The organism is Vibrio sp. 10N.237.312.B06 (assembly GCF_041464685.1).
GTDB classification, from domain to species: domain Bacteria; phylum Pseudomonadota; class Gammaproteobacteria; order Enterobacterales; family Vibrionaceae; genus Vibrio; species Vibrio tasmaniensis_A.
In genome coordinates, this window is the sequence record NZ_JBFSPI010000006.1 from 81,611 (window position 1) to 101,492 (window position 19,882).

Annotated in this window: 17 protein-coding genes and 3 pseudogenes; 11 read left to right on the plus strand and 9 right to left on the minus strand. The window is 44.1% G+C overall.

The window, feature by feature from the left end:
* Positions 1-274 precede the first annotated feature (274 nt).
* From udp to AB6C75_RS03010, 4 genes and pseudogenes are all read right to left on the minus strand, one after another.
* Entirely contained in the window at positions 275-1,033 is a 759-nt protein-coding gene (udp, locus tag AB6C75_RS02995; protein WP_009847163.1) for a uridine phosphorylase, read from the minus strand.
* 313 nt (positions 1,034-1,346) lie between these two features.
* The gene (locus AB6C75_RS03000) at positions 1,347-3,704 is read right to left on the minus strand and encodes a zinc/cadmium/mercury/lead-transporting ATPase (RefSeq protein ID WP_372106807.1); all 2,358 of its coding nucleotides are present in this window, start codon (positions 3,702-3,704) and stop codon (positions 1,347-1,349) included.
* Positions 3,705-3,875: 171 nt separating this feature from the next.
* A pseudogene (locus AB6C75_RS03005) lies at positions 3,876-5,337 on the minus strand (MATE family efflux transporter).
* A gap of 188 nt (positions 5,338-5,525) precedes the next feature.
* Positions 5,526-5,942, minus strand: a complete 417-nt coding sequence (locus AB6C75_RS03010; protein WP_009847166.1) for a CBS domain-containing protein — start codon at positions 5,940-5,942, stop codon at positions 5,526-5,528.
* A 286-nt stretch (positions 5,943-6,228) separates the two neighbouring features.
* Between AB6C75_RS03010 and AB6C75_RS03015 the strand changes: the two genes are divergently transcribed.
* Positions 6,229-6,462 carry a hypothetical protein gene (locus AB6C75_RS03015; protein WP_012604416.1) on the plus strand — a complete coding sequence of 78 codons (234 nt, stop codon included), beginning with the start codon at positions 6,229-6,231 and terminating at the stop codon, positions 6,460-6,462.
* A gap of 238 nt (positions 6,463-6,700) precedes the next feature.
* On the opposite strand, the gene AB6C75_RS03020 is transcribed toward AB6C75_RS03015, so the two are convergent.
* The gene (locus AB6C75_RS03020; protein ID WP_372106809.1) at positions 6,701-7,687 is read right to left on the minus strand and encodes a glycosyl transferase family protein; all 987 of its coding nucleotides are present in this window, start codon (positions 7,685-7,687) and stop codon (positions 6,701-6,703) included.
* A gap of 167 nt (positions 7,688-7,854) precedes the next feature.
* Between AB6C75_RS03020 and AB6C75_RS03025 the strand changes: the two genes are divergently transcribed.
* From AB6C75_RS03025 to AB6C75_RS03050, 6 genes and pseudogenes are all read left to right on the plus strand, one after another.
* Complete coding sequence (locus AB6C75_RS03025) at positions 7,855-8,463, plus strand: TetR/AcrR family transcriptional regulator (protein ID WP_372106811.1); 609 nt, start codon at positions 7,855-7,857, stop codon at positions 8,461-8,463.
* Positions 8,464-8,612: 149 nt separating this feature from the next.
* Entirely contained in the window at positions 8,613-8,972 is a 360-nt protein-coding gene (locus AB6C75_RS03030; RefSeq protein ID WP_102278338.1) for a hypothetical protein, read from the plus strand.
* Positions 8,973-9,064: 92 nt separating this feature from the next.
* The gene (locus tag AB6C75_RS03035) at positions 9,065-9,664 is read left to right on the plus strand and encodes a thiol:disulfide interchange protein DsbA/DsbL (protein WP_372106813.1); all 600 of its coding nucleotides are present in this window, start codon (positions 9,065-9,067) and stop codon (positions 9,662-9,664) included.
* Positions 9,665-9,901: 237 nt separating this feature from the next.
* A complete protein-coding gene (locus AB6C75_RS03040) occupies positions 9,902-10,396 on the plus strand; it encodes a peptidylprolyl isomerase (RefSeq protein WP_017101604.1) in 495 nt (164 codons plus the stop codon).
* A pseudogene (locus AB6C75_RS03045) lies at positions 10,397-10,501 on the plus strand (hydrogenase); the annotation flags it as partial. It abuts the gene before it with no gap.
* A gap of 17 nt (positions 10,502-10,518) precedes the next feature.
* Positions 10,519-10,947: a MarR family winged helix-turn-helix transcriptional regulator gene (locus tag AB6C75_RS03050; RefSeq protein ID WP_372106815.1), complete on the plus strand. Its 429-nt coding sequence runs from the start codon at positions 10,519-10,521 to the stop codon at positions 10,945-10,947.
* A gap of 94 nt (positions 10,948-11,041) precedes the next feature.
* Here the strand turns inward: AB6C75_RS03050 and AB6C75_RS03055 are convergent, their stop codons facing one another.
* From AB6C75_RS03055 to AB6C75_RS03070, 4 genes are all read right to left on the minus strand, one after another.
* The gene (locus AB6C75_RS03055; protein WP_372106817.1) at positions 11,042-11,902 is read right to left on the minus strand and encodes a DMT family transporter; all 861 of its coding nucleotides are present in this window, start codon (positions 11,900-11,902) and stop codon (positions 11,042-11,044) included.
* A gap of 109 nt (positions 11,903-12,011) precedes the next feature.
* Complete coding sequence (locus AB6C75_RS03060; RefSeq protein ID WP_102250149.1) at positions 12,012-13,109, minus strand: alkene reductase; 1,098 nt, start codon at positions 13,107-13,109, stop codon at positions 12,012-12,014.
* 14 nt (positions 13,110-13,123) lie between these two features.
* Positions 13,124-13,501, minus strand: a complete 378-nt coding sequence (gloA, locus tag AB6C75_RS03065; protein WP_017101600.1) for a lactoylglutathione lyase — start codon at positions 13,499-13,501, stop codon at positions 13,124-13,126.
* A 217-nt stretch (positions 13,502-13,718) separates the two neighbouring features.
* A complete protein-coding gene (locus AB6C75_RS03070) occupies positions 13,719-14,654 on the minus strand; it encodes a LysR family transcriptional regulator (protein WP_372106819.1) in 936 nt (311 codons plus the stop codon).
* Positions 14,655-14,984: 330 nt separating this feature from the next.
* On the opposite strand from AB6C75_RS03070, the gene AB6C75_RS03075 reads away from it, so the two are divergent.
* The 4 genes and pseudogenes from AB6C75_RS03075 to AB6C75_RS03090 form a co-directional block, all read left to right on the plus strand.
* Positions 14,985-15,914: a hypothetical protein gene (locus AB6C75_RS03075; protein WP_372106821.1), complete on the plus strand. Its 930-nt coding sequence runs from the start codon at positions 14,985-14,987 to the stop codon at positions 15,912-15,914.
* 633 nt (positions 15,915-16,547) lie between these two features.
* Entirely contained in the window at positions 16,548-17,204 is a 657-nt protein-coding gene (locus AB6C75_RS03080) for a magnesium transporter (protein ID WP_372106823.1), read from the plus strand.
* Positions 17,204-18,193, plus strand: a complete 990-nt coding sequence (locus AB6C75_RS03085) for an efflux RND transporter periplasmic adaptor subunit (protein WP_009847180.1) — start codon at positions 17,204-17,206, stop codon at positions 18,191-18,193. The genes AB6C75_RS03080 and AB6C75_RS03085 overlap by 1 nt, the downstream gene beginning before the upstream one ends.
* A gap of 255 nt (positions 18,194-18,448) precedes the next feature.
* Positions 18,449-19,834, plus strand: a pseudogene (locus AB6C75_RS03090) (alkyl sulfatase dimerization domain-containing protein); the annotation flags it as partial.
* Between the last annotated feature and the right edge of the window lie 48 nt (positions 19,835-19,882).

Consider the following 19,882-nt stretch of genomic DNA (forward strand, 5'->3'; position numbering starts at 1 on the left):
CTCGAACATATCGAATTCTCAAAAAACAAAAAGGCGAATGACCACTTAAGTCACTCGCCTTTTTTGTACCCGTAACGATTATGCCAATCGTAGTAAATGACTTATATCCACTACCCCGCCCGTATTGACAAGGTAAAAAGCTCAAAGGACTTGTAAACACGCAAAAAAATGGCCACATCATTCGATGTGGCCATTTTCAAAATTTGAAGTCGTTTTAAGACTTAAAGCACTTGAAGACTTAAAGCACTTGAAAACTAAAAGTACTGTTACCGACTTAAAGCATTTTACGAGCAGCTTCTACAACCACTTTGATTGAGCGCGCTTCCGTTACTTTTAGTGTCTCGTGATCAGGTATCTCTTTTTGAGTACGGTTGATGATCACACCAGCAACACAACCTGCTTTCAAACCAGAACTTGCACACATTGTTAGTAGCGTTGCAGATTCCATTTCGAAGTTAAGAACACCCATGTCTTGCCATTCTTGCATAGAACCTTGGAAACGCTTAACCACGCGACCAGAGAACGTGTCGTAGCGCTCTTGACCTGGGTAGAAAGTGTCACTTGAAGCGGTTACGCCCATGTGAACTGCTGCGCCTGATTCTTCAACTGCTGCTTTCATTGCTGTAGCAACTTCGAAATCAGCAACTGCTGGGAACTCCATAGGAGCGAAGTGCAGGCTAGCGCCGTCTAGACGAACAGAACCCGTAGAAACAATCATGTCACCCACGTTTACGTGAGGTTGGATCGCACCAGTCGTCCCAACACGTAGGAAAGTACGAACGCCAAGCTGAGCAAGCTCTTCAACTGCGATAGAAGTAGATGGGCCGCCGATACCTGTTGAACATACAACAACTGGCTTACCGTCTAGCTCTGCGCGGTAAAGCGTGTATTCACGGTGACTCGCAAGAAATACGGGATTCTCCATCTCTTCTGCAATTTTTTGCACACGAGCAGGATCACCAGGAATGATCGCAAGAGTAGCACCGTTAAGATCTGCTTCAGTAACACCTAAGTGGAAAACAGCTTGAGACATAGTTCGCTCCTTTTGGCTTATTGGGTTTTTTACCCTTATTTAAGCTCATAGTAAATTCGTGGGGTACGAACACACTCTAACCAAGCTCATAATGAAATTAAGTGACGAACATCACACCAATGATCGCAACAACATTTCAGGTTTCACGAAAAACCGATTGGCATCACAAAAATAAGCAATCCGAACGGCTGCGTTGCATACTAATGAGACAAAAAACGCCTTTAACGTATGACCGCTAAAGGCGCTTTTATGCGAGATGCTTCTTATATAAGACGCTTTTAAAATTAAGAGCGTCTATGTCTGAGAGCTTAACTTAATCCGCTTTAGACTTGAATCGAAGCAGGCGCAGTGCGTTGAGTGTCACCAGAGCTGTCGCGCCACTATCTGCAAGAACGGCAACCCAAAGCCCTGTAATACCAAGCAAACTGGTCACCAAGAACACACCTTTCAAACCGAGCGCTAGTGCTACGTTTTGACGAATGTTATTCATAGTCGCTTGCGACAATTCAATCATCGCGGGCAGCTCAGTTAAACGGTTGTGAGTCAGTGCTGAATCTGCCGTTTCAAGCGCAACATCAGTACCACCACCCATAGCAATACCGACATTCGCCGTTTTCATTGCTGGCGCATCGTTGATGCCATCACCGACCATAGCAACATGTGACTGTTGAGATAACTCTTCAACATAAGACACCTTGTCACTTGGAAGCAGGCTCGCTTTATATTGCATACCAATTTTGCTGCTGATCGCTGCTGCGCTTCGTGGGTTATCCCCTGTGAGCATGATTGATTGAATACCCAAGTCATTAAGTCGTTCAATCGCAAGCTTAGCGTCACTACGTAACGTATCTTGCCAAGCAATCAAACCAATCACAGTCGTAGCTTGTTCTGTTGACTCTTCTAGATCTTTAAGCTCAAGAGCAACCACAACCGTCTTGCCCTCGCCTTCTAATGCTTCTACCTGAGAAACCACATCGGGTCCAAGAGCGAACGTGACTTTAGACGGTGATAAAACCTGATACTTAACACCATCGACATCGCCTTCAACACCGCTACCAATGAGCGCTTTCTTGTTGTGTGACTCAGGGATCTCAACATTCAGCTCTTTAACTTTAGCGACAAGCGATTGCGCCAAAGGATGAGTCGAACCAACTTCAATCGCCCCAACTACACGAAGCATCGCGTCTTGTTTCCAACCTGATAGAGGTTGAATATCCGTAACCTGAGGCTTACCTTCAGTCAGCGTACCTGTCTTATCGAAGGCAATCGTTTGAATTTTCCCTAACTGCTCTAGTGCCGCGCCGCCTTTTATTAATGCGCCACGTTTCGCCGCTGCTGCTAAACCAGAAGTAATTGCAGCAGGTGTCGAGATTACCAACGCACACGGACAAGCAATCAACAATAGAGCTAGACCTCGGTAAACCCAGGTTTCCCAAGGCTGCGCGAACAGCAATGGTGGGGTGATGATGACCAAAAGAGCCACTAACATCATTAACGGTGTATACCAGCGGCTAAACTTATCGAGGAAACGTTCAAGCGGTGCTTTACGAGATTCTGCTTCTTCAATCAAGTGAAGAATACGGTCGATCGCATTCTCACCCTGTTTTGACGTGATGGTGATACGAACGACTTTATCGACCACCACAGCACCAGCCATGATGCTGTTGCCTGCTATATGTTCGACAGGAACAGACTCACCCGTTAGCGCACTTTCATCAAAGCTCGCAGCGTCGGTAATAAGTTGAGCATCAGCAGGTAAACGAGAACCCGCCGCCACTTCAATCACGTCACCAGGAGCAAGTTCACTTACTGCAACGTCAACACGGTCGCCGTTGATAATCTTGGTGGCATTTTCTGGCACCAGTGCCATTAAGGCTTGAACACCACTTCTTGCTCTTGATGAAGCAAATGCCTCTAGACGCTCACCAATCAAAAACAGTAACAGAACCATCGCAGCTTCAGCGGTTTCGCCAAGGTATAAAGCACCGAGCGCGGCAACACTCATTAAGGTTTCGATTGCAAACGGCGTACCTGAACGTGCCAACTGAACTGCTTTCTTGGCCACTGGATACAAACCAAGCAAACAGGTTACGGTAAACAAACCTTCACTTAGTTGAGGAGAAGTACTTTTCAACAGTGCTGCGAAGAGCATTGCGGCTGCAATCGCTATAATTTGTAAATTAGGTTGGATATGAGCTTGCCAAAAAGTCTCGGGGTGCTGTTTTTCTTTTTTAGAACCAACTTCCGAAAGAGGGAAGCCCGTTTTGATAGAGACCTGTTCAATGGTGTCGGCAAGACTTTCATTGTCGAATTTCACAACTAGCTTTTCGGTGGCAAAGAGAACTTTGGCTTGAATAACACCTTCAATGTTACTAACGGCTTTCTCTATTTTTTTAGCACAAGCTGGGCAGTCCATTCCTGAGACCAACCAACTTTTAGAAAATTGGGCATTTAAAGTTTGAGTAGAGGACTGACTGTCTTCTTCTCCACTGTCTGAACCACAACAATCATCTCCTGACGATGAAGACGCAGTAGCAGAAGAGCTGCAACATGAAGATGAAGTACCTGCTGCGGTAATGCTTGAAATTTTAGGGCTAGAGCAACTTGCTCCAGTCGCTTGTGGTTGAACGTCCACTTTTGTTGAGCGGCACGCTGCGTGTTTTGCGCACATAATGTATCTCCTTAATACTCAAAAGCCTTGAGGTTATTGCTCACTCATGAGCAACAGAACCTTAAGTACAACAAAAGTATAAACCTTGGAGACTACTCCAAGGTCAAGAACAAATTGTCCAAGACCAAGAAGAAATTTACAAACCAACTAATCTATATTGGAGTGTCGCTGTTATTGCGACTTGAGCTCTTTACACTCTTCTCTGTTCGCCGATACATCATCAATAAGAACGGCATCATGTGAACAGAATGGTTGTGTATTCAAGCTGACTATCGACACATCGTCTTCTACAGGATCAACTTGGGAACCTTGCATAAGCTCGGCAATATGATAGCGAAGCACTAGGGTACCGAGTATTCCGAACAAAACATTGCCCAAAGCTTGCCCATACAGCACACCCAATGCGCCATACCATTGCGAGCCTAAGTAAACGAACGGCAATGTACCGAGAGTGGCTTTACCCAGATTCAGTGCTGTCGAGTAAAGCGGTTTACCTAAGTTATTAAAAGACGTGTTGGCAACAAACAGTGCGCCGTTGAAGGTGAAGGTTAACGCCACATAGGTACAGAATGCGGCAACAATAATTGCTGCATCACCTTGTAGGCTAAAGCCTTGGATCACATAGTCTTGGACAAAGTATAAGAGAATACAAACGGCGATGGTGTACGCCGTAGTAACCAACAATGAGTTGTTGAGTGTTTCTTTTACTCTGTCCATTCGTTCTGCACCAAAATTTTGCCCAATAATAGGGCCCACAGCGCCAGACAAAGCAAAGATAACCGCAAAACAAACCGGCGTCAGACGACCTATCACGGCAAAGCCCGCGACAAAATCCTCTCCGTATTGTGCAATCCCCGTCGTTACAATCGCATTACCGATAGGCGTTGCGGTATTGGTGATAATAGCAGGCAGCGCAATAGCCAATATTGGTCGAATATTAATGCGCCATTGTACAAAAGAAGGGGGAGCCACCAGCTGGTGACTGCGAATCAAAGGGTAAAGCGAGAAAAAGAGTACCGAAAAACGAGCAAAGACAGAAGCGATAGCCGCCCCTTCGATGTTCCAACCAAAACCAAAAATAAACAAAGGGTCGAGAATCGCGTTAACAATGCCGCCCGACAAGGTCGCCCACATCGAACGTTTGGCATCACCTGCAGCTCTCAAGCCTGCACCCGCAGATCGCTAGCGCTAGAAATGGCCCGCTTGGCAATAAGATTTGCAGGTAAGCTTGCGCCCGCTCTGCGGCAACCCCCTTTGCACCAATCGCAGCAAGTAGCTCTGGGATATAGGCGAACATCACCGCAGTAATCGTCAAACTGATGACAAAAGCAGTCAGCATAATACTAGTAGCGAGGTTTCGAGCGTGTTCTTGATTCTTTGAACCAATAGCTTTGGAAACCAACGCACCCATAGCAATAGAAGTACCGATCGAAACGGAGGTAGAGAAAAATGTCAGTGTGCCTGCAAAACCAACAGCCGCGGCCAATTCGACTTGTCCCAACATACTGATGAACAACATATCGAGTAAATCGACCACGAATAACGCCATCAAACCAACAGAGCCAGCCCCCGACATCACCAATATGTGGCGCATCGTTGAACCTTCTACAAACTTCGCAGTTTGATTTGACATGAAACCTCCAAAAGTTGGAACACCACAAAATAAAGCTCTATAAGCTAGTCAGCCACAAACTAGGGATCGACAAAAAAGATCCACCAAGAAAAGCTCTACAAAGAAAAAAGGCGCTAGTGCGCCTTTTCAATTGAGGGTATTGAGAAAAATAATCGTTCTTAACACACCACTATACATGATGTTTAAAACTATACCTGATGTTTAAAGCATTCATCTAAGTTCTTGCCGATTGCTCTCAAAACATCGGTTCGAGTGATCATTCCCACTAGCTTTTTGTTATCGAGTACTGGATAAGCTTTGGGTTTTCCAACTTGCATCATATCTGCCAATTCAATAATGGATAATTCTGGTGATACCGAGAGAACTTCTTGGTACATACAATCACCTACAATATGCGTGTCTTGGCAGAAATAGCTCACCTTCACTAACTTCTCGAGTAAATCTTGTTCAGAAAGGAAACCAATCACTTGTTCATTATCATCAATGACTGGACCACCCATATGATGGCTGCGCATTACTCTGTCTAACGCGAGACTTAACGGCATATCAGGAGTGAATGTCACAACCTGCGGCGTCATGTAATCTTTCACTTTAATAGAATGCATTGCGTTCTCCCTAAAATACGTTTTGTTATCGATTTTTCTATCGTGTTACCTTAATTGTTGTCTAAAATCTTGATTTTACTAAATGGATTTCAACAATTTTATTGATAGGCAAAACCTACCAAAGCAAAAAACGAGGTAACAAAAGGCTTGCACGCATGCCTATGAAGCAAAAATTTAAACACCGCTTACAAACTCTTACCTTTGATTCCTCCCATAAGCTAGCCTGAATACATAAATACTGTAACCTTCATCACACTAATAATAAAAAGCTCAGCTTAGGTAATTTATGCAACACGACAACAACATGTACGCGTATGTTTATGCAGACAACGAAGGTACAGAGAACACACTTATCGCTACTGTCGACAACCAAGAAAAGCCCCTAATCTCAAGCTGTTTTAATGAGATAAAGCGCATGTCTAACTTAGCTATTGATCTTGCAGCAGAACACAACTTGAAAGTGAAACTGGTTAAATACGGAAGAGAACAAGAGATCGACTTCGGCCTATTCCTAAAATAGCGCAGTCATAACGCATGTCTTGTTCGGCAAGCTTAAGCAGCATGGTCAACAGCACAGAACACCGTTGAATAACATGTTATGAGTAGGCAATCACCTTGACAATGATTGCCTACTTAATTCAACAGCGAATACCTACCACGGTAAATATACGAAAAAGGCCAGCATTCGCTGACCTTCTCATTCACGATTTCAATCGCTATACGTTATTTGCTAGCTCTTAACGACTGGCTAGTAGCTACTAACGAGTGCAATAGGCTTCCCACAAACGCGCTGCCTTTGAGTAAGCTTCAGCCTTATCGTGCGTTTCTGCGAATAAAATTGCCGTCATACTATCCACAACACTATTCGCCATCAGATCCATCTCATCTTCCGGTGTACCCAGTACACATTCAGAAGGTAGAGGCAGCTCAGCATTCATCGTGCCTTCCCAGTAGAAAGATTCCACCTTTTCAGGAGAACTCATCCAGACAGTTTGGCTTACCTTGGGGTTGTATTCTGATTCGCCATTCATGCCTTTAAATGAAATCACCGAGTGGGATTTATTGCCAATCACATGCTCAACTTCTGCATGAAGCTGTGGGAATCCAGGGTGAAAGCTGCCACGCAAGCCTAAACGTCCACCACCAGGGTTCAATGCACGAACAACGGTATTAATCGGAGTTCTCAGTCCATAACGATGTTTCCAACCAATCATAGTTTGAGCTTGTGGGGCGAAGTTCGCCAAAGGCAAGTAAGCAATACCATCGGCTTCTAGAATCTGCTTTGCGTCTTGCGGATCTTGCGCGCTGCGAACGCCGACACATTCTAAATGCGTTTCGGCATGCGTACGACCACTGGGTTTGTCCATGTAGCCATGCATTAATACTTTATAGCCGTTGTCAGCTAGAATTTTTGCTGCCAACAGGTTCCAAGGCTTTCCACTGGCGTTATCGTTACGCTTACCTGCATAACACGGCCAATCGATATCAGCACCTAAGTCTGGCACTCGAGATTGAAACGCTTTTACAAAGCCTGCGATCTCTTCATTGGTTTCATTCTGCACACGAATCAACATCAGTAGCATAGCCATTTGGTCGTCACCGACCTCTCCGCTTAAATACTCATCCATGATGCGGTAGGCTTGTTCGAACGACAAAGGCTTACGACCTCTTTCCCCTCGTCCAACTGTACGAATACACTCTAAAATACTACTCATTGATTGTTTATTCTCTTCCGTTGATATCAATAAAATTCGAATACGTTTTCGATTCTATGACACCCGCAGTTCATTGCAAAGCGATTCAGGTGCTAGCGTGCTAATTACCAATACACTGATTGGTATTCTAAAAGTAAACTTACTGGTGTAAAATTAGAGTATGCAATGCTAACCGCGACATATTGAGTAATATCCAGATGACGGTAAAAAAAACACTAAGCCAAAGAAAACGCGAATCTATCGTGGCCGCTGCCATCGCAGAGTTCACCGAGCATGGCTATAAAGCCACCAGCATGGATAAAATATCGAGCCGCGCGGAAGTATCAAAGCGCACGGTTTACAACCATTTTGCCAGCAAAGAACTGCTACTGGATGAGATTTTAGACAGCATTTGGAGCAAAACACTCGCAGCGACTCAGTTCCCCTATCAAGCCGAACAACCGCTAGATGAACAACTTACCTCTATAGCCAACCAAGAACTTGAGCTTCTCGAGTCTGAAGGTTTCATCGACTTATCTCGCGTACTGTTCTCTGAATATTTTCATAACGCAGAACTCGCGCATCAAGCGATGGAAAAATATTCTCAAGCAGAAAGCGGCCTGACGACTTGGATCAAAGCGGCATTGGCTGATGGTCGTTTGGTTGAACTCGACCCATTGTATGCATCCACTCAGTTTATCGCCCTGCTGAAATCTTTTGCATTTTGGCCACAGATCATTGGTCACGCGCCCTCTCCGGATAAGCAGCACAAACAAATAATCATTAATTCCAGCGTCGAGATGTTCCTTAAACAGTACCAAGCTTAATAAAAGTTGAGCTCTGCTAAGTTTTGTTGGGTTTAATTAGAGATGCGCAAACGAGTGATGTATCATGCGCTCGTTTCACGCTTTCTTGTTTAGCGGTTGCAGAATGTGATTCATACCAACCTTAGTTCGGACACAAAGACCAATATTTCATGCCAAAGTTGATAAGCAAAATTTGGGTACATGCTTTTATGCTATTCGCTATGTTAGTGGCCACCATCAGTGTGGACAGTATCGCGAACGCCAATGCTATGCAGGCAACTCAAAATCTATCAACCTTATCGCAGAACACCGATTCCTCATTCGACACCAGTGACTCATTCCCATATTCCAGCGCGCAACCCAATGTAGAACACCACTGCTGTGGCTCTGTATGCTTGCTTAAAATGCCACCGTTGATTGTGTCAGAGTCTTTTGATACCCAAATTGGTTCATTGGCTTTAATCGAGAAAGAGCCTTCACACAAGGCAATCATGTCGCCACAAGCTCCTTACCGCCCTCCTATTTCTTAATTGTTTGTCCCTATTTGGCAACGCTTGCCAACGTATTACTAATACAGCTCTATCGCTGTAAACAATGACATCCAAATTTAGGAAATAAACACATGAAAAAGCTATTTAGCCTATTCGCAGCTCTGATCATGAGCGCTTCAATTAATGCCGCTCAGTTTGAAGAAGGTACTCACTACAAGATCCTCGCCGTAGCGAAAGCAGATAAACCAGTCGTTACCGAGTTCTTCTCGTTTTACTGCCCTCATTGCTACAAGTTTGAAGGCGTCATTGAGTACCTAAAGAAAGACCTACCGGAATCAGCAAGCTTTCAAAAAGTGCACGTAGCGTTTATGGGCAACGACATGGCTGTGCCTATGGCAAAAGCTTACGCGACCATGATTGCACTCGACGCTGAAGACAATATGGTTCCAGCAATGTTCGCCAAAATTCACGAGAAGCAACAGACCCCAAGAAACGAAGCGGAACTGCGCCAGATCTTCATTGATAACGGTGTAGATGCGAAGAAGTTTGATGCGGCCTACAACGGTTTCGCAGTTAACTCAATGCAGAAGCGTTTTGATAAGCAGTTTGATGCGAGCACATTAACTGGCGTTCCGGGCGTATTAGTTAACAACAAATACATCGTAAAACCGGATCAAATCAAGAGCTACGAAGAGTACAACCAGCTGGTGAATTACCTTCTAACGCTTTAATCAAAAGCGATAGTCTCTAAAAGCTCAAAAGCCAGCGACCTGTTCGCTGGCTTTCTTGTCTATACGAGTGAAGTGAGCGCGCAATGGCACGCTCGAAGATCATTCAGATCGCCCTTGAATACACGTCAAAATCACTGTTCACTGGCATCCGCCGTTATTTCTCATATACTGCACCCTATTACGTCATCCACTACTCTGTAGTACTCAAATATTAGTACTCGAACATTGGGCACCTTTATGATTATTCTGACCACTAACTTTGGCGACATCGAAATTGAACTTAACCTTGAGAAAGCGCCAGTAAGTTCAAAAAACTTCCTTAAATACTGCCAAGAAGGCTTCTATGAAGGCACCACATTTCACCGTGTGATTGAGGGTTTCATGATTCAAGGTGGTGGACACACTATCGACATGACAGAGAAGCCAACACACGCACCTATCGTCAATGAAGCAAATCGTGGACTAAAGAACGTGATTGGCTCAGTGGCAATGGCTCGTACAGACGCACCACACTCAGCAACGGCGCAGTTCTTTATCAACCTTGACGACAATGATTTCCTTGACCATACCGCGACCAGCAACGCAGGTTGGGGTTACGCAGTGTTTGGCAAAGTATCGGCAGGCATGGACGTGGTCAACAAGATTGCTGTCGCTCCAACGACCACTCGCTGGGGACACGAAGATGTACCTTGCGAAGATATTATGATTACCAAGGTCACGATTCGCGATTAATTCAAAATTAGCAGTCAATTCGCTTTTTTATCAAATAACGAAGCAATGTTGGTGCTAATTGCATCGGTATTAGTTACGATGACAATAGTTGTAATGTCATCGTAAGAATTAGGTACTGACGGATGTCACAAGAATTTGATAGGCAAAATAGCTTTGGTTGGATGATCAACGTGATCGCCAATAAAGCGAGCAAAGATTTCGACACAGAATTGAAAGAACATGGCTTAACCATTGCGCTCTGGCCAACCTTGATGTGCCTATGGGAAGAGGAAGGTATTACTCAGCGTGATATCGCGGCAAAGTCCAAAGTCGAGAATTCAACGACGACTCGCACACTAGACAAGCTAGAAAAGCTTGAGCTGGTTGAACGCAGAGCCGATCCAAACAGTCGTCGTTCTTTCAGAATCTACTTAACGGAAAAAGGGAAAGCACTCGAAGAACAGTTGATTTCAATCCCTACTCGTTTAAACAAAGAACTGATGAATGAGTTGGACGCTGAAGAACAACAGCAGATGATCAAGCTACTTCAAAAGATGGTCGCAGCAATCTGATCTTACTGTGACCGGAGCTTACTGCTAGTACATGCTTAATGAGCTATAAACATGCGCTAACAACCAACGAGCACTCGGCCTTGCGCCGAGTGTTTTATTTTCGTCTCGACCATTTGATATAACAAAATAGCGAACCAATAATTACCGCTCCGCCTAGTAGCTTTTGCATCTCAACCGTTTCTTCCAACACGCTGACACTCAATAACAATGTCCACACCGGCTCAAGAATCATGATCAATGCCGCCACTTCCATGTTCACGGAGTGCTGACCGACAGTTTGCAATAAGTAACGGATCGATGTCGCGACAACCGCTGAGACGATAAACCAGAATATTAAGGTTTGAGTTATTTCAAACTCTGGTTGAGTGGTCATCGAAGCAAACGCTAACCCACTAACACCCACCACAAAAAGCTGAACGCAAATTGAAGCTATAGGTTTGATATTAGTAATCACTCGCTTATTCATGACAAAGTGAACCGAAAGCAACATCGATGCTAATAGGAAATAGAGCTGACTCTGCTCAACGTGCCAACCGTTAGTTAGGGTCAGTAGCAACATACCGATAATCGCAATTGGAAATGACATCCAGAAGGCACGATTAGGCTTAACTCGAAATATAACCCAAGAGACAAACGGCGCGATGATCATAGCTAAGCTCATGATAAACGCTCCTTCCGACAAACTTTCCGTCATCAATACTGCATACACCCAGACTTGCAATGAAGCAGACAGCAACAAGCCAACGCCGCAAAGAGAAAGTACCTGCTTAAGCGAAAGCTTACGAATGTGATGAATACAAAATGGCAAAAGAATCAAACTAGCGACGAAGAATCGCACACCAATGAACACTGGCCCAGGCATTTCTAACACCACCAGTTTAGATGCAATCCATCCAATCCCAGCTAACAGGGTAGCAAATAGGAGATAAAGCTCTCCGCGCATCGCTTTCGTCATCTTACTTGGTCCAATAACAAAAAAAGCAACCCGACTCTGCAGGTTGCTTTTTATAAACATTCAACAGGATCGAGATATTATCTCAATACTCAGCTTCAGGCAGCTATTTTTAGCCTGCGTATTTTGGGTAATCCGTTAAACCTTTTTCAGCACCACCAAACAATGTGTTTGGATCGTGCGCTGCTAATGGGTAACCATTTTGAATACGAGCGGGTAGATCTGGGTTTGCTACGAATGGACGACCGAAACCAACCATATCAGTTACGCCTTCAGCAACCGCTTTTTCGCCGCGCTCGCTGTCGTATTTACCTGCGTAAATCAGCGCGCCATTGTAAGCTTTACGAACCGCTGCTTTAAACGCTTTTGGCGTTTCAGGTGCGTCGTCCCAATCGACTTCTGCAACGTGTAGATAAACAATGTTGTATAAGTTAAGTAGCACCGCCGCCGCTGTGTAAGTCTCTACTGGCGTAGCGTCAACCGTACCATTCAACGATGTGAACGGAGCAAGGCGAACACCTACACGGTCAGCACCAATCGCTTCGACCATAGCTTCAACCACTTCACCTAGGAAACGTAAACGGTTTTCAATTGAGCCACCGTATTCGTCAGTGCGGTTGTTTGCTTCAGAGTCGATGAATTGGTTAATCAAGTAACCATTCGCGGCGTGAAGTTCGATACCATCAAAGCCCGCTTCAATCGCGTTCAAAGCCGCTTGGCGGTATTGACCAACCACGTTTTTGATGTCTTCTTTCGTCATCTCACGAGGTTCAACCACATCCACAAAACCCGGCTCATCAGTGCCATTATCGATGAATACTTTTACGTTTTCTGCTTTAAGTGCAGAAGACGAAATTGGTTGTTCACCACCAATGTTGTCTGGGTGTGTTACACGGCCTACATGCCAAAGTTGAGCGAAGATAACGCCCTCTTTTTCATGTACTGCATCGGTGACTTTTTTCCAACCCGCAATCTGCTCATCAGAGTAGATACCCGGAGTCCAAGCGTAACCTTGACCCATAGGTGAAATTTGTGTGCCTTCAGCGATAATCAAACCTGCAGAAGCGCGTTGAGCGTAGTAAGACGCCATCATATCGTTTGCTGAATTGCCAGGTTGCGTTGCGCGAGAACGCGTCATCGGTGGCATAACAATACGGTTTTTAAGTTCGATACTACCAAGTTGAATTGGTTGAAATAGTGCGTTTGTCATTGTTATATCCTCGATTAACCTAGTTGAATCAGTTCGATTTGGTAGCCATCTGGGTCTGTGATAAATGCGATGTGCGTTGAGCCACCTTTTACTGGCCCCGCTTCACGAGTGACGTTGCCACCCAGTGATTTGATCTTGTCGCATGCGGCGTAAATATCTTCCACACCCAATGCCAAATGACCAAACGCGCTGCCCATCTCGTACTCGTTAGTATCCCAGTTGTACGTTAGCTCGATAGTCGTGCCGCCTTGTTCGTAGCCAACAAAAACCAATGTGTAGCGGTAGTCTTTGTTTTCATGGCGTTCAAGTTCCTTCATTCCCAATACCTTGGTGTAGAACTCGATAGACTTGTCTAAATCAGCAACTCGGATCATTGTGTGTAGGAATTTCATATTTCACCCTTATTGGCACCACAAGCATGGCGCCGTTATGATTTTGAGTGGAGGTTATCCACTAATCTCTGAGTGAAATAATACGATTCATCGAGGAATCAAGGAAATTATCAAAAATTCTCAATGTGATAATTTTTTGTTATGAAATTTATGACTAGCACGAACTCAATGACACAAAAAAGGGAAGCCAATGCTTCCCTTCGAGTTAGACTCTCAATTAAAACCGCAAACGCCTATCTTTAAGCGTCTTCGACATCGCATCTGATGTACTGATGACTTGTTCTCGGAACCATTTATGAGCAGGGTCATTATTCTGCTTCTTTAACCAAATCAAATAGTGAGATATAGGCTGATATTCAAAAGGTGGCTTAAACAACTGTAAACCTAGCCTTTCTTGAAACTGCACAGCCATAGATAAAGGCACTACGGTGATGTAATCCGATTGGCTACATAGCAAGATATTACTGAACAGTGATCGGCCGTGAAACACGATTTTACGCTTAGATAAATCCAATGATGTGTAGTGATTTAAACTGCGAACTTTCCGCCGTGTTCTATCTAATACGGCATGCTTTTCATTCATGAATTGCGCTTCGCTGATTTCACCTTGGATTCTCGGGTGATCCTCTCTACACACAATAACAAACTCGCCTTCATATAGAGTTTCACTAACAATGCTTGGGTGTTCAGGTACCACAATATCGATCATTGCATCGAACTCTTGAGTCAAAAGGTCTTCGTAAATACGCTCATCACTGTCTGGTTGGTCAAAGACTTCTAGCGACAAGTTTTGATTGGGAAGCGCCGCGAAACTATTAAGTAAAATCCACTGTAAGTGCTCAGGTGAAGAAATCACAAACTTACGTTCAGAGGATTGCTCATCAAAATTAGCCATCGACTGAAATACATCATTCAATTCATGAATCGGCGTTTTGATTTGTTCATACAAACTTTGAGCATAAGAAGTAGGCGTAACACCTCTTCCTTTACGAACAAAAAGCTCTTGGCCAATCTCTTTTTTTAGGCGGGCTAACGCGGTACTGATGGTCGATTGGTTGGTACTGAGTTGCTCCGCAGCCTTACTTAAACTGCCCTGCTCCATCACCGCAGAAAACACAGCAAGTAGGTTGAAATTGGGGATTTCGTTGCTCATATATCATTACTCGTTAGGCGACCATAAACACCATGCTATCGTAAAAACGATTAAATATCGTCAATAAAAACATTTATTAAAGGTATAACGCATCGATTATTTTGCTAATAAATAGCATATTAACCAGACTTTACTCACACTCATCAACCCTCAATAAATCTTCATATATTGAGACAATAAAGCCCTCCCTTCTCCGTAAGCCCTTTAATAATGGGGCGTACTTCATGCAACGCGCTTTGAAACCACAACATTGTCTCAAATTACATGACACTGAGTTTCCGTTCGGTACATATACATTCCTTTTGTGAATACTACAATGGCACCAAAATAATGACCCTCGGTATCAATATGAAAAACACTAAAATAATTTCCCTACTCTTAAGCGGTGCGGCTATCGCTTACTCTGGTTCTGCGCTGGCTGAAAAGGAACAACTCTCAGTTCAGGAAGCCGCAAAAAAATCGGCTAACCCGGTATCTGACGTATGGATGCTAATCACTCAGAATGATTACACCTTTCTTGAGAAAGAAGATGGCCACCATGAAATGCAAAACCGTTTCAGCTTTCAACCAGTAATGCCTGTTCCTATCATGGATAGCGAATGGAACTTGGTGAACCGTCTGGTAGCCAACCACTACAGTTCACCAGGTGACCGTGAAGACGGTGATTTCTTTGAAGGTCGTACAAATGGCATGGGAGACACCGTCTTTCTATCAATGGCAGCGCCTAACCGTGATGACGGCTGGATTTGGGGTGTTGGTCCAACGGTGATCATGCCAACTGGTACTGATGGTTTAACCCAAGATAAATGGCAAGTAGGCCCTGCGGCAATGGTCGCTCGCCTTGGTAAAGAAACCGGTAACCCAGCAAGTATTGAAAGCTGGAACGTTGGTTTCTTAGCTCAGCAATGGTGGGATGTAGGCGGTAGCGACAGCGTTACTGAATCAACCAATCAAGCGGACATCCAGTACTTCTTAAACTATCGTGTCAGCAACACCGCGTTAATTGGTATGACGCCTAATATTCAAATTGATTGGACAAAAGATGGTTCCGACCAATTTACTGTACCTGTCGGGTTAGGCTATATCGATATGTTTAAGATTGGACCGATGCCTGTTCGTTGGGGTGTAGAACTTCAATATTACGTAATGAAACCAGACGCAAATGTTAATACGACCAACCCAGCTGAGTATGTGCCATATGCACCAGATTGGAACCTAAAATTCTTTATTGCTCCTGTTACATTAAACCCGTTCAAATAATCGATTAAAATCCTCCCTAGAGCTGGTCTAATTTATTCAATATTTTAGGCCAGTCTTTTTAGTACTTTTCATCGACTTCTATGATCCAAACCAAGTTAATGAACAATGTTTTCTATCTGTATATGAGCCTTTTCAAATAAATCGATCTACCGATTTAGAGTTAAAACTACTAATCGTAATTACGATATTATCAAATCGTAATTCTGGGTAGATACTGGTCAAAACTCTTCCTATTATCCTGCTAACAAATCAATTCTTAGCCCAAACAGAATGCTGACAAATGTTTTACAACACTATGTCAATTGCCATGGAAGATCCCCTCGACAGACGAGGTATTACACGTAAAGAAGACAATAGCTAAAAGAACGAGCCTAATATTTCGTTCAACAGTGCATCGTCATTCAACCTGCGTTTCAGGCTAACAATAAGAATTGATTTGTAGAGGAGCATATTCGCTTCTTGATACCGAGAATCGGTTGTCTGGACTGAGCAATATCACTTTAAATATCATCTATTACTTTTGTTTATTATGAGCACCAATCTCTCCACATAATAGACATCTACTTTTTAAGATGTCATTAAAGGTGACTTCTAGGCTGCAAATTCTCTCTTCTTATTGATGTAGGTTGAGATATGAACTTTATAAAAATCGTTTTCCAGAAGATCTGGGCCGTTGCTATGGTCTTGATTAAATTCTGCCTGTTTATGGCGGTGATGTTTGCTGGTGCATGGGCTCTTGCACCGTTAGGCACTATCCATTCTAAAGACATTGACATGTCTCAATTCAACAACCATCCCAATGAAATGATGATGAACTTCTTCCAGATGGAATACTTCTCTGGTTACTTGTTCTCAGTGACCATTGCTGTGGTATTAGCCGGTGTTTACGGCATGTGGCAATTGCATGAACTGGGAGTGCATAAAGCAAAAGAGCACAAAAGCGCTCACGTACAAATCGTGTTTGCACTGTCACTTTGCGGGCTCTTCATCAGCAAAACATTCTGGGTTATCGCTTTGGTTATCGCATTGGCGAACTGGAAGCATATTGGTCAATCACTGAGTGATGTGATTCGCCGTGGTGTACAGCCTAAACAAGACACGACCAGTACAGAGACAGCCGCTGTCCACGTATCACCTGAACAATCGGTAACAGAGCCGTCTCAAACACAACAGTCTCCAGTAGAACCGTCTTCAGAAGCTCAGCCTTCAAAAGAACAGCCTTCAAAAGAACAGGCTTCAGAAGAAAAGGCTCCAACAAAACCATCCCCTACAGAAAAAGAGGTCGCATAATGAAAGAGATGATGATTCCATACATCCTAATTGTATGGTCACTGTTTGCGACAGGCGCACTTAAGAAGAACTTCAAAAACTATACCTGGGCTGCCATTGGCGGTGTAACGATTCTTGCGGTATTAGCGGTTATCTCTCGCTTGTGGGCACCCGTTGATTTAACGAACTCAACCACAGTGAAAGCACCACACGCGGTTATGTCACCTATCTTCGGCCAACAGATCGACAAAGTGCTTGTTGATCACAACCAAATGGTTAAAGAAGGCGACATAATCTACACGCTCGTCGACATCGATTCTGCCGCAGACAAAGCGAAGATCGAATCTTCAATTGTTCAGAAAGAAGAAGAGATCAAGCAAATGAATCGCGACTTAGAGCGTGCTGAAACGTCACCTGAAATCTTCAATATGCGTGACGTAGAAAAGTACGACTCCGATCTTCGAGTGCTGCACGCTGAACTTATGTCGCTAAAAGCCGATCTACAAAAAGTAAATTGGGCGCAAGAAAAGAAAACCATTAGAGCGGAATTTGACGGTCAGGTATCGATAGTGAATATTGCTGAAGGTTCTGTCATGGGTAACATGCACCTCTACAACACCAGCAAAAAGTTTCTTGAGATGCGTATTTCAGACCAAACTTATGGCTATGTTCAAGTAGGAGACTTCGCTGAGTTCTTCGTTGATGCATACCCAGGCCACGTGTTCCGAGCAAAAGTACACAGCTTTAACGCAGGTACCGGTGAGTCGAGTATTTCTCCACTTCAGGGGCCACAAAGTGTCGGTCAACACGTAGTAAGAAACGGTAATGCTTTAGGTCGTACTATCGTACTTGAGATCATCGAACCAGAAGGTTACAACATCCCTATTGGTTCAACTGGCGCGGCTTGGATCTCGGCTGAGAAGCCGCATCCGTTCTGGGGCTTCATCGATGTAATCGGCGCAGCAACAGTTCGCCTGCAATCTTACAAGTCTTACTTAGGAGCTTGGTAAGCACTTAGATAATCGAAAATATTACTTTTAGTTCTTTAAGAAATGCCCTAGTTTTCAGGGCATTTTTGTATCTATCACAAACCAATCTTCCTAATTTAACCTCCGATATAAATCGAAAAAACAATATCAATGATAATCCAATCATCGCAAAAGCGATACATTGAAATACTATTAGCGTGTAGATAGCGACCTCTACCCTCTCTATTATTTGAGTCAAGAAATCCAATTCCTGTATCCAAATATAAGGTCACTATCATGACTAATACATTCAAAAAAATGGCTCTTCCTGTTGCTATCGCAAGCGCTCTATTTGCTTCTGGTTTTGCATCAGCAACACCCACTGTTGAAGCAGTATCGAAAGTAGGCCAAGAACTTCAAACGGCAAACGCAGCTCAATACCAAAACATCGATCTTGATGCACGCTACAAAAGCGAGGTTCTATTCGAACACAAGTCAAACATGTTCTGGGGTAAAGGCGAACGTATCCAGGTTGTTTCTAAAACGGGCGATTCTCTAGCTTACACTGCAGAATCTGACCACGTTCATCCAATCCTAACCAAGCATGGTCGTAAAATGGACCAAGCTATCATCCAAGTAGATGACAATATTTACCTTGGTTACGGCTTCGGTCTAGACACACCAGTCATGATTGAAGGTACTGACGGCATCATCATTGTTGATCCAGGCGAGTCAGTAGAAATGGCTCAATCGGTTAAAGAGCAGTTCCGTCAAATCACAGACAAACCGGTTAAAGCAATCATCTACTCTCACAACCACATCGACCACATCTCTGGCGTGCGTGCATGGGTTACTGACGAAGAAGTAGCATCAGGTGAAGTAAAAATCATCGCTGAAGAAGGCCTAACAGCTGCAGTGGCTAACTGGTCTTCAAACCTAGGTACTCTATTTGGTCACCGCACTTCTTACACAGGTGCTAAGCACGTAGAAGAAGGTGAGCACGGTACAGTAAATGACGGCCTTGGCCCACGCTTCATGCAAGGTGCAATTTCGTTCATCGAACCAAACCTGCTTGTACCAAGCCAAAGCCACATCGAAATCGAAATCGCTGGCGTGAAAATGCACATTGAGAACGTGCCATCTGAAACGAAAGATGAGTTAGTGGTTTACTTCCCAGATCAGAAAATCCTGCACGCTGCGGAAGTACTTCAAGGAGAGAACTTCCCTAATCTTCACACTATTCGTGGTACTAAATTCCGTGACCCATCAATGTGGTTCAAGGGCATCGACGTAATGCGTAAGTTCGACACTGAGATCATGATTAACTCTCACGGTCGTCCAGTTGAAGGTAAAGAAGCGGTAGCTGACGTACTAACGGCTTACCGTGATGCGATTCAATACACGCATGACCAAACTATCCGTTACATGAACAAAGGTATGACGCCGGACGAGCTAGTTGAAGTCGTTAAACTTCCTAAGCACCTTGCTGAGCACCCTTGGTTAGGAGAGCACTACGGTACCGTTGCACATGCTGTTCGTCAGATCTACGTTGGTTACAACGGTTTCTTCGAAGCAGATCCATGGCAATTAGAGCCAATGGCTTACGAGCAACGTGCTAAAGCGTTCGTAGAGATCATGGGCGGCCGTGAGAACATCCTTACGACTGCACAAGCAGCAGTTAAATGACCTCCGGCGGAGCCGGAGGCTTATTGGGTGACGCCCTCTAAGGGC